The 14265-nt window shown below is 67.7% G+C and carries 13 protein-coding genes; 10 read left to right on the forward strand and 3 right to left on the reverse strand.

Annotated features, from left to right (window positions below; translation table 11 throughout):
* The first annotated feature begins 55 nt into the window (after nt 1-55).
* From leuC to J7I85_RS06520, 6 genes are all read left to right on the forward strand, one after another.
* A complete protein-coding gene (gene leuC, locus J7I85_RS06495; protein WP_214848233.1) occupies nt 56-1510 on the forward strand; it encodes a 3-isopropylmalate dehydratase large subunit in 1455 nt (484 codons plus the stop codon).
* Nucleotides 1511-1519: 9 nt separating this feature from the next.
* On the forward strand, nt 1520-2122 hold the full coding sequence (gene leuD, locus J7I85_RS06500) for a 3-isopropylmalate dehydratase small subunit (RefSeq protein ID WP_214848238.1): 603 nt from the start codon (nt 1520-1522) through the stop codon (nt 2120-2122).
* A gap of 188 nt (nt 2123-2310) precedes the next feature.
* On the forward strand, nt 2311-3636 hold the full coding sequence (murA, locus tag J7I85_RS06505) for a UDP-N-acetylglucosamine 1-carboxyvinyltransferase (RefSeq protein WP_214848251.1): 1326 nt from the start codon (nt 2311-2313) through the stop codon (nt 3634-3636).
* 10 nt (nt 3637-3646) lie between these two features.
* Nucleotides 3647-4393 (forward strand): 1-acyl-sn-glycerol-3-phosphate acyltransferase, encoded by a 747-nt coding sequence (locus tag J7I85_RS06510; protein WP_214848256.1) that lies wholly within the window; start codon nt 3647-3649, stop codon nt 4391-4393.
* Nucleotides 4390-5442: an NAD(P)H-dependent glycerol-3-phosphate dehydrogenase gene (locus J7I85_RS06515; protein ID WP_214848268.1), complete on the forward strand. Its 1053-nt coding sequence runs from the start codon at nt 4390-4392 to the stop codon at nt 5440-5442. The genes J7I85_RS06510 and J7I85_RS06515 overlap by 4 nt, the downstream gene beginning before the upstream one ends.
* A gap of 17 nt (nt 5443-5459) precedes the next feature.
* On the forward strand, nt 5460-6617 hold the full coding sequence (locus J7I85_RS06520; RefSeq protein WP_214848501.1) for a D-alanine--D-alanine ligase family protein: 1158 nt from the start codon (nt 5460-5462) through the stop codon (nt 6615-6617).
* Nucleotides 6618-6747: 130 nt separating this feature from the next.
* On the opposite strand, the gene J7I85_RS06525 is transcribed toward J7I85_RS06520, so the two are convergent.
* Nucleotides 6748-7251 (reverse strand): DUF3515 family protein, encoded by a 504-nt coding sequence (locus J7I85_RS06525; RefSeq protein ID WP_214848271.1) that lies wholly within the window; start codon nt 7249-7251, stop codon nt 6748-6750.
* A 125-nt stretch (nt 7252-7376) separates the two neighbouring features.
* Between J7I85_RS06525 and thiL the strand changes: the two genes are divergently transcribed.
* The 4 genes from thiL to rsmD are packed head-to-tail and all read left to right on the forward strand — an operon-like array spanning nt 7377 to nt 12266.
* Nucleotides 7377-8402, forward strand: coding sequence for a thiamine-phosphate kinase (thiL, locus tag J7I85_RS06530; protein WP_214848273.1), 1026 nt, complete (start codon nt 7377-7379; stop codon nt 8400-8402).
* Nucleotides 8403-8424: 22 nt separating this feature from the next.
* Nucleotides 8425-9399 carry a DAK2 domain-containing protein gene (locus J7I85_RS06535; protein WP_214848504.1) on the forward strand — a complete coding sequence of 325 codons (975 nt, stop codon included), beginning with the start codon at nt 8425-8427 and terminating at the stop codon, nt 9397-9399.
* Nucleotides 9396-11615: an ATP-dependent DNA helicase RecG gene (locus J7I85_RS06540; protein ID WP_214848276.1), complete on the forward strand. Its 2220-nt coding sequence runs from the start codon at nt 9396-9398 to the stop codon at nt 11613-11615. The genes J7I85_RS06535 and J7I85_RS06540 overlap by 4 nt, the downstream gene beginning before the upstream one ends.
* A 45-nt stretch (nt 11616-11660) precedes the next feature.
* Complete coding sequence (gene rsmD / locus J7I85_RS06545) at nt 11661-12266, forward strand: 16S rRNA (guanine(966)-N(2))-methyltransferase RsmD (protein WP_214848291.1); 606 nt, start codon at nt 11661-11663, stop codon at nt 12264-12266.
* A 3-nt stretch (nt 12267-12269) separates the two neighbouring features.
* On the opposite strand, the gene J7I85_RS06550 is transcribed toward rsmD, so the two are convergent.
* On the reverse strand, nt 12270-13052 hold the full coding sequence (locus tag J7I85_RS06550) for a spermidine synthase (RefSeq protein ID WP_214848294.1): 783 nt from the start codon (nt 13050-13052) through the stop codon (nt 12270-12272).
* Nucleotides 13053-13054: 2 nt separating this feature from the next.
* Nucleotides 13055-14263, reverse strand: a complete 1209-nt coding sequence (locus J7I85_RS06555) for an aminotransferase class I/II-fold pyridoxal phosphate-dependent enzyme (protein WP_214848326.1) — start codon at nt 14261-14263, stop codon at nt 13055-13057.
* Nucleotides 14264-14265 lie beyond the last annotated feature (2 nt).

The raw sequence follows: 14265 nt of genomic DNA on the forward strand, positions 1-14265 counted from the left end.
AGGGGTCTGCTGTTTCAGTGGATCCGACAGCAAACAGCATCGAAGGGAGATGGTCATGGCCAAAACATTGGCCGAGAAAGTCTGGGATGCGCACGTGGTGCGCAAAGGCGACGGCGAAGGCGCCAACGCCCAGCCGGACCTTCTGTACATCGACCTCCACCTCGTCCATGAGGTGACCTCCCCGCAGGCCTTTGAGGGTCTCCGCCTGGCCGGCCGCAAGCTGCGCCGCCCGGACCTCACCATCGCCACCGAGGACCACAACACGCCGACGCTGGACATTGACAAGCCGATCGCCGACCTCACCAGCCGGACCCAGATCCAGACCCTGCGCAACAACTGCGAGGAGTTCGGCGTCCGCCTGCATTCCCTCGGTGACGCCGAGCAGGGCATCGTGCACGTCGTGGGGCCGCAGCTTGGACTGACCCAGCCCGGAATGACCGTGGTGTGCGGCGACTCGCACACCTCCACCCACGGCGCGTTCGGTGCGCTGGCCATGGGCATCGGCACGTCCGAGGTGGAGCACGTCATGGCCACCCAGACGCTGTCCCTCAAGCCCTTCAAGACCATGGCCATCAACGTCGAGGGCACGCTGCGCCCCGGCGTGACCGCCAAGGACATTATCCTTGCCGTCATCGCCAAGATCGGCACCGGCGGCGGCCAGGGCTACGTCCTGGAGTACCGCGGCTCGGCCATCCGCGCCCTGTCCATGGACGCCCGGATGACCATCTGCAACATGTCCATTGAAGCAGGCGCCCGCGCCGGCATGGTGGCTCCGGATGAGACCACCTACGCTTTCATGTCCGGCCGCCCGCACGCGCCGCAGGGCGCCGAATGGGACGCTGCCGTCGAGTACTGGAACACGCTGCGCACCGATGACGACGCCGTCTTCGACGCCCAGGTCGACCTGGACGCCAACACCCTCGAGCCGTTCGTCACCTGGGGCACCAACCCCGGCCAGGGCGTCTCGCTGTCGGCAAAGGTTCCGTCCCCGGAGGACTTCGGCGACGAGAACGCCAAGGCCGCCGCGGAGCGCGCCCTCCAGTACATGGGCCTGGCAGCCGGAACGCCCATGAAGGACATCCGCGTGGACACCGTCTTCCTGGGCTCCTGCACCAACTCCCGCATCGAGGACCTGCGGGCGGCGGCGGACATCGTCCGCGGCCGCGAGAAGGACCCGAAGGTCCGGATGCTGGTGGTCCCCGGCTCGGCACGGGTACGCCTCGAGGCCGAGGCCGAGGGCCTGGACAAGGTCTTCAAGGACTTCGGTGCCGAATGGCGTTTCGCCGGCTGCTCCATGTGCCTGGGCATGAACCCGGACCAGCTGGAGCCGGGGGAGCGGTGCGCCTCCACCTCCAACCGCAACTTTGAAGGCCGGCAGGGCAAGGGCGGCCGCACGCACCTTGTTTCTCCGGTGGTCGCAGCCGCCACGGCCGTCCGCGGAACGCTGAGTTCGCCGTCGGACCTCCAGCCGGCACCGGAATCCGCAGCCCTCACCACCGACGCCGCCTAGGAAGACGCCATGGAAAAGTTCACCACCCACACCGGTATCGGCGTCCCGCTGCGCCAGAGCAACGTTGACACGGACCAGATCATCCCCGCCGTGTACCTCAAGCGCATCACGCGCACTGGCTTTGAAGACGCGCTGTTTTCCGCGTGGCGCAAGGATCCTTCCTTCATCCTGAACCAGGAGCCGTTCAATGCCGGGTCCGTCCTGGTTGCCGGCCCTGACTTCGGCACCGGTTCCTCCCGCGAGCACGCCGTCTGGGCTCTGAAGGACTACGGCTTCCGCGCCGTCCTCTCCTCCCGCTTCGCCGACATCTTCCGCGGCAACTCGGGCAAGCAGGGACTCCTCGCCGCCCAGGTTGCCCAGGATGACATCGAGCTCATCTGGAAGGTCCTCGAGAACGCGCCCGGGACCGAGGTGACCGTTGACCTCGCCTCCAAGACCGTCACCTGCGGCAACGTGGTTGCGCCGTTCGAGATCGACGATTACACGCGCTGGCGCCTGCTGGAGGGCCTCGATGACATCGGGCTGACCCTGCAGCACGAGGAGGACATTACGGCCTACGAAGCCACGCGGCCGTCCTTCAAGCCGCTAACGCTCCCGGCCAGGACTTCCTGACCGCTTATCAAAAAGCATTGCCAAAAGGCCCGCCGTGCATAGCCGCGGCGGGCCTTTCCGCTGCCCCCGGTCCGGCCGTCGGGCCCCACTCGCCCGCGTCAGTATTTCGGTTCGGTAACGCGAACTCATATGCTTAGCTGGTGCCTTTGTAAGGATTTGGGGGCGAGTAGTCGTGAGGAAACCGGTAAATGAGTAGTGTTCTGACAATCCGCGGAGGCGTCCCGCTAACTGGCCGCGTCAGCGTCCGCGGTGCCAAGAACCTTGTGCCCAAGGCCATGGTGGCCGCGCTGCTGGGCAACGAGCCCTCCGTGCTGCGGAACGTTCCGGAAATCAAGGACGTCGAGGTGGTCACCAGCCTGCTCCAGCTCCACGGCGTGACCGTCGAGAAGGACCCCGTCACCGGTGACCTGACCTTGGATCCCAAGGCTGCTAAGACTGCGCCGAGCACGGCCATCGACGCCCACGCCGGCGACTCCCGGATCCCCATCCTGCTGTGCGGTCCCCTGATCCACGCGGTCGGCGAAGCCTTCATCCCGGACCTGGGCGGCTGCAAGATCGGCGACCGGCCCATCGACTACCACATGAACGTGCTGCGGCAGTTCGGCGCCGTCGTCGAAAAGCGCCCGGGCGGCATCCACATTTCGGCGCCCAAGGGGCTGCGCGGGGCCAAGATTTCCCTGCCGTATCCCTCCGTCGGCGCCACGGAGCAGGTTCTCCTGAGTGCAACGCGCGCCGAAGGCATCACCGAACTCTCCGGTGCCGCCACCGAGCCCGAGATTGTTGACCTCATCGCCGTGCTCCAGAAGATGGGCGCCATCATCAGCGTCCAGACGGACCGCACCATCCGGATCGAGGGTGTCCGCGAGTTGGGCGGCTATAACCACCGGGCCCTGTCGGACCGCAACGAGTCGGCCTCCTGGGCGTCCGCGGCGCTGGTGACGCGCGGCGACATTTTCGTCGAAGGCGCCTCGCAGCGGGACATGATGACCTTCCTGAACACCTTCCGCAAGGTGGGCGGCGGCATGGACATCGGCGAGGACGGCATCCGCTTCTACCACCGCGGCGGAAAGCTCAGCCCCCTTGTCCTGGAGACGGATGTCCACCCGGGATTCATGACCGACTGGCAGCAGCCCCTCGTCGTGGCCCTGACCCAGGCCGAAGGCGTGTCCATCGTGCACGAGACCGTCTACGAGAACCGCTTCGGCTTCACCGACGCGCTCATTCGCATGGGCGCCAGCATCCAGGTGCATCGGGAATGCCTGGGCAGTGTGCCGTGCCGCTTCGGGCAGCGGAACTTCCTGCATTCTGCAGTCATCTCGGGCCCCACCCAGCTCAAGGGAACCGACATCGACGTGCCGGACCTCCGCGGCGGATTCAGCCACCTGATCGCCGCTTTGGCTGCCACGGGGACCTCGCGTGTAACCGGAATCGACATCATCAACCGTGGCTACGAGCGGTTCACCGAAAAGCTGGCCGGGCTCGGCGCCGACTTCGACATCTCGTCGGCGAAGTAGCGGGGGCCCGGTGAAGGAATCGGCCAAGAGCCACATAACGTTCGTGCTTATCGCCAGCCTTGTCCGGCCGGTCCTGAACCTGGTCATGAACAAAAAGTGGGAGGGCACGGAAAAGCTTCCCGCGGGTGGCTTCATCGCCGTACCCAACCACTGCACCGAGATCGACCCCCTCGTGATCGGGCACATGCTGTACAACCAGAAGCGCGCCCCGCACTTCCTGGCGAAGTCGGGCCTCTTCAAGGTCCCGGTGGTGGGCGCCGTGCTGCACGCCACCAAGCAGATTCCGGTGGAACGCTCGACGGCGGGGGCCAACCGCTCGCTGCAGCTCGCCCAGGAGGTTGTGGCCGAGGGCGGAGCGATCATCATTTACCCCGAGGGTACGCTGACCCGCGACCCCGACCTGTGGCCGATGAAAGGCCACACGGGCGCCGCCCGCCTGGCCCTCGAGGCCGGAATCCCGGTCGTTCCGATGGCGCACTGGGGCGCACATGAGCTCTTTCCCCGCTACGCCAAGCGGTTCCACCTGTTCCCGCGCAAGACGTCCAGAATCCGGATCGGGGACCCGGTAGACCTTTCCCGCTTCGCGGGCCGGTCCCGGGACAGGGCCACGCTTGCGGAAGCCACGGACGTCATCATGGATGCCGTCACCGGGCTCCTGGCCGAGCTCCGCGGGGAGCAGCCGCCGGCCCGGCGCTGGGACCCGACTGCCCACAACCAGACGAAGCACGGACGCGACGTCGAACGGGGCGGAAAATGACGCCTGTGTACGCCCGGCCCGGTTCTGCCGTGTCCGTGGCAGTCCTGGGCGCCGGTTCGTGGGGGACCACGTTCGCGAAAATTCTGGCCGACGCCGCCACGGCCTCCGGCGTTGACCGCAGCATCCGGCTTTGGGGCCGCCGGGCGGAAGTCGTGGCGGAGATCAACGGCAACCACCGAAACCCCCAGTACCTCACCGACATCGATCTTCCGCCGAGCATCACGGCCTCTGCCGACGTGGCGGATGTGCTGTCCGGAGCCGATCTGGTGGTCCTCGCCGTTCCGGCGCAGTCGCTGCGCCTCCAGCTGCGCAAGTGGAAGCCCCTGATCGGGCCCGACGCCCTCGTGGTGTCGCTGATGAAGGGCCTCGAACTGGGCTCGGACGCACGGATGAGCGAGGTCATCGCCGAGGAACTGGACATCCCTGCCGACCGCATCGCGGTCGTGTCCGGTCCCAACCTGGCCATGGAGATCGCCCGGGAGGAGCCCACGGCTTCGGTTGTTGCCTGTCCTGACGCAGCCGTGGCCGGCTGGATCGCCAGAAGCTGCACCGCCCCGTACTTCCGTCCCTACACCACCTCTGACATCGTGGGTGTTGAAATCGGCGGCATCGTCAAGAACGTCATCGCGCTGGCCGTGGGCATCTGCGAGGGAAAGCAGATGGGGGACAACACCAAGGCTTCCGTCATTACCCGCGGGCTGGCCGAAACCTCGCGGCTGGCGCTGGCGCTTGGCGGCAGAGCCCACACCATGGCCGGGCTGGCCGGACTTGGGGACCTGGTGGCCACGTGCTCGTCACCGCTGTCCCGGAACCACACTGCCGGCCGCCTGCTGGGACAGGGCCTGACGCTGGACGAGGTCGCGCAGAAAATGACCCAGACCGCCGAAGGCATCAAGTCCGGCCAGGCAGTCCACGAACTGGCCGGCAAGCTCGGCGTCGAAATGCCCATCACGGCGGCCGTCGTCGCGGTCCTCGCCGGAAAATTGTCCGTTGACCAACTCGGGCCGCTACTGCTGTCCCGGGAACTTAAAGCCGAAGGCGATTACTGACAGTGTCGGAAGATAACTTGACCGCAGCGGACATCACCAGCCAGGGCAAGACCGCCCACGGCGGAACTCAGCCCAAGCCCCGGGTGGCCGTCCTCTTTGGCGGCCGCTCCAGCGAACACGCCGTCAGCTGCGTGACCGCTGCCGGCGTGCTGGGGGCCATCGACCGGAACAAGTACGACGTCGTTCCCATCGGCATTGCCAAGTCCGGCCAGTGGGTCCTCGCGTCAGGGGACACGGCGCAGTGGTCCTTCTCCGCAACCTCGCTTCCGGAGGTCCCGCCGTCGGCCCAGACGGTAAGCATCACGGAGATCCGGGGAGAGCACCAGCTCATCGTGACGGCCCCCAACGAGGTGCCGCAGGAACTCGGATCCGTGGATGTGGTGTTCCCGCTGCTGCACGGGCCGTTCGGTGAGGACGGCACCATCCAGGGGCTTCTGGAGCTCTCCGACACCCGCTACGTCGGTGCCGGCGTGCTCGCCTCGGCGGTGGGCATGGACAAGCACTTCATGAAAGTGGTCTTCGAGGCCGCCGGCCTGAAGGTGGGCCCGTACATCGCTGTGACCGACCGGCAGTGGCGCAACGACCCCGAGTCTGTCCGCAAGCAGGTTGACCTGCTGGGCTTCCCGGTGTTCGTCAAGCCCGCCCGCGCCGGATCCTCAATGGGCATCTCCAAGGTGGAATCGCTTGACGGCCTGGACGCCGCTATAGAGGCGGCCCGCGAGCATGATCCGAAACTGGTGATCGAGGCCGGCATTGTGGGCCGGGAAATCGAATGCGCCGTGCTCGAGGGCCGCGGTGGCGATGCTCCCCGCACGTCCCTGCCCGGCGAGATCTCCGTGGCCGGCGGCGGGCACGAGTTCTACGACTTCCAGGCCAAGTACGTGGATGACGCGGCCGCCCTGAGCTGCCCCGCGGACATGCCCGAGGAAGCGATTGCCCGCGTCCGCGAGCTCGCAGCCGCGGCGTTCGACTCTGTGGGGGCGGAGGGCCTGAGCCGGGTCGACTTCTTCTACACGCCGGACGGCGACCTCATCATCAACGAGATCAACACGATGCCCGGATTCACGCCGAAGAGCATGTACCCGCAGATGTGGGCGGCCACCGGACTGAGCTATCCGGACCTGATCGACGAGCTGATCCACCTGGCGCTGACCCGCAAGACCGGCCTGCGCTAGTCCCCACCGGCACCCTAACCTCGCTCCGCTTCGGCCAGGGAACCCTGCCGGCGTGGGCCCAGCACCGGCACCCTAACCTCGCTCCGCTTCGGCCAGGGAACCCTGCCGGCGTGGGCCCAGCACCGGCACCCTACTTGCTGGTGGGCAGGTCTTGGAGATCCTCCTGGCCCACGCAGTTGCGGCTGGCCTTGATCTTCGCGGCTGCGGCGGACAGGTCAGCCAGGACGGTGGCCGAGCTGATCTTGTCCGGATCCATCAGGATTTCCGTGGCGGGTTCCCGGCCATAGGTGGTCAGCGTCCACGCAGGGCTGCCCTCCTTGATGACCCAGTCCACGTCGTTGACGCTGACGCAGCGGTCCGTGGTGGGCCCGGGGGCGTTGACGCCGCACCGCAGGACCACCTGAGACGGGTCGCCCCAGGCGGCGGTGGCCTGGCTGTTCGTCTTCCGCAGGCGGGCGTCGCCAATGGCGTCCGGAAGCGCCACCATCATCGGGGCGCAGGCCGGGTTGGCTGCGTCGGCGGCGGGGGCAACGTCGACGGCGGGTGAACAGCCGCCCAGCGCCAGTCCGGTTAGCGCCGCGGCCCCTGCCACTGTCAGCCTGCGGACGGGTTTCTGGGCGAGCGGGAAATGCATCCGTCAAGCCTATCGTTCCGCGGGGAGCCGGACTGACCGCCGAGTGACGCCCGCACTCCGTGCCGGCCCGGGGCCGGGAACCCGGCCAGCCAATGAATGTCGGTCCGTGGCGGTAGCGTAGTGGCGTGCCTCAAACACCATTGACTGTCGCCCAACTGTCCGAAGCGGAGCTTCTGGCACGGATTTTCCCGCGCCTGGAACTTAGCGCCCTGCACAGTGCCGCCGTGGTCCTCGGACCGGGCGATGATGCCGCCATCGTTGCGGTTCCGGATGGCAGGACCGTCATCAGCATCGACACCCAGGTCCAGGACCAGGACTTCCGGCTTGAGTGGAACAACGGCTACCGGACCACCGGATACGACGTCGGATGGAAGGCCGCAGCACAGAACCTCAGCGACATCAACGCCATGGGTGCCTCGGCAACGTCCATGGTGGTGAGCCTGACCCTGCCGCCTGGCACGCCGGTCGGATGGGTCGAGGATCTGGCTGACGGTCTCACGGCCGCCATCAGCAAGCTGGGCGCGGGTGCCTGCTCTGTCGCGGGCGGCGACCTTGGCCGCGGCCGCGAACTGTCTGTCACCGTTGCAGTCCTCGGCACGCTCGACGGCGGCCAGCCAGTACTCCGGTCCGGCGCCCAGGAAGGCGACACCGTGGCCATCGCCGGGCGGGCGGGCTGGGCTGCCGCCGGGCTGGCACTGCTGGAGTCCGCCCATCATGTGGATTCACTTTCACCGGAACTGCTGTCATTGCTTGAGCTTCAGTGCCGGCCGGAGCCGCCCCTGGATGCCGGGCCCCTGGCGCGCATGTCCGGCGCCACAGCGATGATGGACATTTCCGATGGCCTGGTGCGGGACGGAACCAGGATGGCCGTGGCCAGCCACGCTGTGCTGGACCTGGATCCCGGGCACCTCGGCCAGCTCGCCGAGCCGCTCCGCCCCGCAGCAACTCTGCTGGGCGCCGACCCGCGCGCCTGGGTATTGGGCGGCGGGGAAGACCATGGCCTCCTGGCGACATTCCCTGCGGCCATGCAGGTGCCGCCCGGCTTTACTGGGATAGGCTCAGTACAAGCCTGCGGCGCTGACAAGGCACCGGGCGTGACGATCGCGGGACGGCCCGCTGACTCCGTGGGATGGGATCACTTTGCAGACTAAGGTTGCCGCGAACGCGCAAGCGATGAAGCGGTGGTTGGGTAAGGCCGAAACCGCACTGGGCAACCACAGCGACCGCTTGAATGCCATCAATATCTTCCCGGTAGCGGACGGCGACACCGGTACCAACCTCTACCTGACGGTCCGTGCCGCCTACCGGGCACTGCAGGATGCCAGCCCCGCAGACGCAGTCGACGTGGGCGCCGTCCTTGCGCGTGCCGGCCAGGCAGCGATGGAGCAGGCCAAGGGGAACTCCGGCACGCTGTTCTCCGTATTCCTCTGCGCCGCCGCCGAACCACTGGCCGGGCATGCCAGGCTCACCTCGTCGCTCCTCGCCGCAGCCCTCAACCGGGCGCAGATCAGGGCCTGGTCCGCGCTGAGCGACCCCGTGCCGGGCACCATGCTGTCCGTCATGGAGGCGGCGGGCCGGGCCGCTGCTGCCGTCGACGCCGGACAGAACGGCAACGACAGCAACCACGCCCTCGGCCTGGTCCTGGATGCGGCCGTGGAGGCCGCCCTCGAGGCCGTGGTTCGCACGGAGGGGCAGCTCGATGCCCTGCAGGCCGCGCACGTGGTGGATGCCGGCGGCGTGGGCATGCTGCTGATCCTGGATTGCCTCCGCTCGGCGGTGCTCGGCGAGGAGCTCCGCAGCGAACTGCTGGACGGCCTGCACGGGTACGACCTCCAGGACCCCCACATCCACACCGACATGCCGGACGACGACGGCGTGGAGGTCATGTGCACCATCAGCCTGTCCCCGCTTGACGCCGCCACACTCCGGCTGCGCCTGGATGAACTCGGGGACTCCGTGATCATGAGCCAAGTTGGCCCTTCCGCTGATGCTGAGGGCCTGTACCGGTGGCGGGTCCACGTACACGTCCCGGCCCCGGCTCCGGCCCTTGCGGTGATCAGATCGCTGGGCGATCCGGCGGACGTGTCCGTCAGCGAGCTCGCCCTGCCCAGGGATCCGTCAGGAGAAGTGAGCGCAGAAGGACGATGAACGTCGAACTGGAACTCAGCCTGGAGCGCCGGGTCGGCAAGCGCTCCGCGGCCGTGATCGAGAAACATTTGGGCATCACCACGGTGGGCGGCCTGCTCAACTACTATCCGCGCCGCTACCTCAACCGCGGTGAACTGACGCCCATCAGCGAACTGCCGCTCGATGAGGAGGTCACCCTCATCGCCAGCGTTGTCTCCAACAGCACCCGGCAGATGCGCGCCCGGAAAGGCTCCATCACCGACGTCGTCATTACCGACGACGGCAGAACGGGCACGCTGAAAATCAGTTTTTTCAACGGCCGCCGCCCCAAGGCCGAGCTGCTGCCCGGCCGGCGGGCCATGTTTTCCGGGAAAGTGACGCGCTACGCCGGTTCGCTGGGACTCACCAACCCGAACTACCAGCTGCTGGACGAGGATCCGGATGTTCCGGGCATGGACCCGGAGAAGCTCGCGGCCATGCCCATCCCGGTTTACCCGGCCACCGCAAATCTCACCAGCTGGTCCATCCAGAAGGTCATGAAAACCCTGCTGGAAACGGCGGACCTGAACGCCCTGCGGGATCCGCTGCCGGCGGCCATCTCCACCCGCGAGAGATTTTTGCCGCTGCCGGAGGCCTACCGGCTCATCCACGCCCCGGAGACCGCGGAGGACTGGCGCAAGGCCAGGGACCGGTTCCGTTACCAGGAGGCGCTGGTCCTCCAGTCCGCCCTTGCCCGGCGCCGTGCCCAGCTTGCCGCGGAGGAGGCCACCGCACGGCGTCCCGTGCCGGAGGGACTGCTCGCAGCCTTCGACCGCCAGCTGCCTTTCACCCTGACCGCAGGCCAGTCTGCCGTCGGCAAGACCCTCTCGGAGGAGCTGTCGCAGGACGGGCCCATGAACAGGCTGCTGCAGGGCGAGGTCGGCTCCGGCAAAACCATTGTGGCGTTGCGGGCCATGCTCCAGGTGGTGGACGCCGGGGGACAGGCCGCGCTGCTGGCGCCCACAGAAGTTTTGGCGGCACAGCACTTCGATTCCATCCGTCGCACGCTCGGCCCGCTGTCCCGCGATGGACTCCTCGGCGGGCTGGGCGACCATTCGGTGCAGGTCAGCCTGCTTACCGGCTCCATGCCCACCGCCGCGCGCAAGCAGGCGCTGCTCGACGCCGCCTCCGGCACGGCCGGGATCGTCATCGGCACCCACGCGCTGTTGAGCGATAACGTCACCTTCTTTGACCTGGGCCTGATCGTGGTGGATGAGCAGCACCGCTTCGGCGTGGAACAGCGCGACGCTCTGCGTGCCAAGGCCAGCAAGCCGCCGCACCTGCTGGTCATGACCGCCACCCCGATCCCCAGGACCGTAGCCATGACGGTGTTCGGCGACCTCGAAACGTCCGTGCTTGACGAACTGCCCGCGGGCCGGGCGCCCATCACCACGCACGTCGTCGGCCTCGCGGAAAACCCCGCCTGGGCGGGCCGCATCTGGTCCCGGTCACGCGAAGAGATCGAGTCAGGCCACCAGGTCTACGTCGTGTGCCCCAAGATCGGGGCGGACGACGACGGCGACTTCACTCCCGGTGAAGCGGAACCCGACCCCGGGGAACTGGAGGGGGACGGAGGCGCGCGCGAACTGGCCTCCGTGACCGCCGTCGTCGAACACCTCAGGGAGGAACCGGCCTTGGCCGGAGTGGCGCTGGCGCCGCTCCACGGGCGCCAGGACCCGGTGTTGAAGTCAGACACCATGGCCTCCTTCACCGCCAACCAGACCAAGCTGCTGGTATCCACCACCGTCATCGAGGTGGGCGTGGACGTGCATAATGCCACCCTGATGGTCATCCTGGACGCCGACCGCTTCGGCATCTCCCAGCTTCACCAGCTCCGCGGGCGCGTGGGCCGGGGAGGGCTGCCGGGCACGTGCCTGCTCGTGACCACCCTCGAGCCGGGGCACCCGAGCCGGCGCCGGCTGGATGCCGTCGCGGCCACCACCGACGGGTTCGAGCTTTCCCAGGAGGACCTGAAGCTGCGCCGCGAGGGCGACATCCTCGGCGCCTCGCAGTCCGGTGGCCGGTCCACGCTGAAGTTGCTCCGTGTCCTGGAGCACGAGGACATCATTGCCCGGGCCCGGCAGGACGCCCAGAAGATTGTGGGCACAGACCCTGCGCTGGCCGGCTATGCGGCACTTGCCGAGGCCATTGATGAGTACCTGAATCCCGAGAAGGAGGCGTTCCTTGAACGCGGCTAGCACGATCCACCTGCCACCCGGACCGCCACGGGCGGGGGACGGGGCATGAGCAGGATCGTTGCCGGTGCCGCGGGCGGAACCCCGCTGGCCAACGTGCCAGGTTCAATGACGCGTCCCACTACGGACCGGGTCAAGGAGGCGCTGTTTTCCAGGATGGACGCGTTCAACGTGCTCGGCGGCGCCCGGGTCCTGGACCTGTACGCCGGATCCGGAGCGCTGGGGGTCGAGAGCGCCAGCAGGGGTGCGGAAACGGTTGATCTCGTGGAGTTCGACGCGAAGGCCAGCGCTGTGTGTCAGCGGAACGCGGACCTCATCAATGGCGTCCTGGGCCGGAAGGCCGTCACAGTGCACCGCTCCAAGGTGGAGTCCTTCCTCGAACGCACGGCCGGGGACACCACATGGGACGTCGCCTTCCTGGACCCGCCTTACCCCCTCGGTGAGCCCGAGCTGGCGTCTGTCCTGGCAAAGCTTGCCCCGCATCTCAACGACGGGGCAGTCGTGGTGGTCGAACGGTCGTCGCGCACCAGCGAACCCGGATGGCCGGACGGCCTGGAGCGCTTTGCCGAGAAGAAATACGGCGAGACACGGCTGTGGTACGCCGAACCCTCCAGCGGCCAGGATGTGGACCTCGCGCTGGAGGCCGAGGACTGAGCGCTAGTCCGATAGACCGTCCAGTTCCACGCCCGCCAGGACCTTGGCCGGATGGGGGCCGCGGGCCGTCAGGGCGGCGGTCCACTCGGGCGGCCACGGCTTGCGGGTGCCGGCAAGGATGATGTTCCCCGGATACTTGCCCGTGAACATGCCCGCCTCGGCGCAGGCTGCGACGTCCGTCATGGCCCTCCGCAGCGCAGCCACCTGGCTCCGGACGAGTGTCAGGCCGGGCTCGTCGCCGACATTCACGATCAGCACGCCCCGTTCCGCAAGGACCGCTGCGGCCTCCTGGTAGAACTCGGTGCAGGCGATATGACCGGGCGCCTCCGGTCCGGAAAAGATGTCAAGGATGACGACGTCGAAACGCAGGTCCGCGGGCAGCTCCGCCAGGGCAGCGCGTGCGTCGCCGATAACGGTATGCAGTTCGGTGCCGTCCGGCAGCGGCAGCCGCTCCAGCACGAAGTCCAGCAGCTCCCGCTCCAGCTCTACGGCGTACTGCACGGAGCCGGGGCGGGTCGCCTGGATGTACCGCGCCAGGGTCAGGGCGCCGGCGCCCAGATGGAGCGCGCGGATGGGTTCACCCCACGGAGCGGCGAGGTCCACGATGTGCCCGATGCGGCGCAGGTATTCGTAGAAGATGTCCTCAGGGTCGGCCAGGTCCACGTGTGACTGCTCGGCGCCGCCGATGCTGAGCACAAAACCGCCGTCAGTGTAGGTATCCGGTTCTATGACGGCGTGCTGGCCGGTGGCGCGCAGGAAGCGCGATGCCCGGGCGCCGTCGGCCATGGTCAGAGCCTGTCCCGGAGGGTCGCCAGCCGCCCGGCGGCCTCCTCAATTACTTCGTCGCGTTTGCAGAACGCGAACCGCAGCAGGCTGCGCGTCCTCTCCGCGCCTTCGGGGTGGCAGAACACGGGCACCGGGATGGCCGCCACTCCCAACAGCGCGGGCAGACGGCGGGCCAGGTCCACCGAGTCCCGGATGCCCAGCGGCGAGGTGTCCACGTTGACGAAGTAGGTGCCGTCGGGGCTGAATACCTCCAGTCCGGCGGCGCGCAGCCCCTCACTCAGGATGTCGCGCTTTTTCCGCAGCGTGGCGGAGATGCCTTCATAGAACTCGTCGGGCAGCGCCAGTCCGGTGGCGATGGCGCTCTGGAACGGCGTGCCGGAACTGTAGGTGAGGAACTGCTTCACCGTCCGGACCGCCGCTACGAGGTGCTCAGGGCCGCTCAGCCAGCCGACCTTCCAACCGGTGAACGAAAATGTCTTGCCCGCCGAGGAAATGGTGACCGTCCTGTCGGCGGCCCCCGGCAGCGTGGCCACCGGAATGTGGGTGACGCCGAACGTAAGGTGCTCGTAAACCTCGTCCGTGATGATGATCGCGTCATGCTTGCGGGCGAGGTCGACGACGCGCTGAAGCACCTCGCGCGGGAAGACCGCACCGGTCGGATTGTGCGGGTTGTTCAGCAGCACGACTTTGGTGCGGTCGGTGAACGCCACCTCCAGGGCTGCGGAATCCGGCAGGAAATCGGGGGCCAGCAGCGGAGCGGTGACATGAGTGCCGCCGGAGAGCCCGATGATCGCGCCGTAGGAGTCGTAGAACGGCTCGAAGGTCAGGACCTCATCGCCGGGGCCGACGAAGGCCAGCAGTGACGCGGCGATTGCCTCGGTGGCGCCGGTGGTGACGATAATTTCGGTGTCCGGGTCTGGCTCCAGCCCGTAGAACCGCCTCTGGTGTGCGGACACGGCCTTCCGGAGCTGGGGGATCCCCTTGCCCGGCGCGTACTGGTTGGAGCCTTCGGCGATCGCTGCCTGGGCGGCCGCCTTGATCTCTGCGGGGCCGTCCTCGTCGGGGAATCCCTGCCCCAGGTTGATGGCGCCGGTCTGCATGGCCAGCGTGGTCATCTCCTCGAAGATCGTCACGCCCAAAGTGCCGTCACTCGCTAGCAGGTTCGCCCCGGTGGCCGCACGCTGCCAGGGCGCCGGAAGTGTCTCTGTCATTG

The organism is Arthrobacter sp. ISL-65, from assembly GCF_018613795.1.
In the GTDB taxonomy this organism is placed as follows: Bacteria; Actinomycetota; Actinomycetes; order Actinomycetales; family Micrococcaceae; genus Arthrobacter.

What these genes read in the sequence shown, in the direction of transcription:
- leuD (WP_214848238.1), top strand. Translation starts at nt 1,520, where the DNA reads ATGGAAAAGTTCACCACCCACACCGGTATCGGCGTCCCGCTGCGCCAG.
- rsmD (WP_214848291.1), top strand. Translation starts at nt 11,661, where the DNA reads ATGAGCAGGATCGTTGCCGGTGCCGCGGGCGGAACCCCGCTGGCCAAC.
- J7I85_RS06525 (WP_214848271.1), bottom strand. Translation starts at nt 7,251, where the DNA reads ATGCATTTCCCGCTCGCCCAGAAACCCGTCCGCAGGCTGACAGTGGCA.
- leuC (WP_214848233.1), top strand. Translation starts at nt 56, where the DNA reads ATGGCCAAAACATTGGCCGAGAAAGTCTGGGATGCGCACGTGGTGCGC.
- J7I85_RS06550 (WP_214848294.1), bottom strand. Translation starts at nt 13,052, where the DNA reads ATGGCCGACGGCGCCCGGGCATCGCGCTTCCTGCGCGCCACCGGCCAG.
- murA (WP_214848251.1), top strand. Translation starts at nt 2,311, where the DNA reads ATGAGTAGTGTTCTGACAATCCGCGGAGGCGTCCCGCTAACTGGCCGC.
- J7I85_RS06540 (WP_214848276.1), top strand. Translation starts at nt 9,396, where the DNA reads ATGAACGTCGAACTGGAACTCAGCCTGGAGCGCCGGGTCGGCAAGCGC.
- J7I85_RS06535 (WP_214848504.1), top strand. Translation starts at nt 8,425, where the DNA reads ATGAAGCGGTGGTTGGGTAAGGCCGAAACCGCACTGGGCAACCACAGC.
- J7I85_RS06515 (WP_214848268.1), top strand. Translation starts at nt 4,390, where the DNA reads ATGACGCCTGTGTACGCCCGGCCCGGTTCTGCCGTGTCCGTGGCAGTC.
- J7I85_RS06555 (WP_214848326.1), bottom strand. Translation starts at nt 14,263, where the DNA reads ATGACAGAGACACTTCCGGCGCCCTGGCAGCGTGCGGCCACCGGGGCG.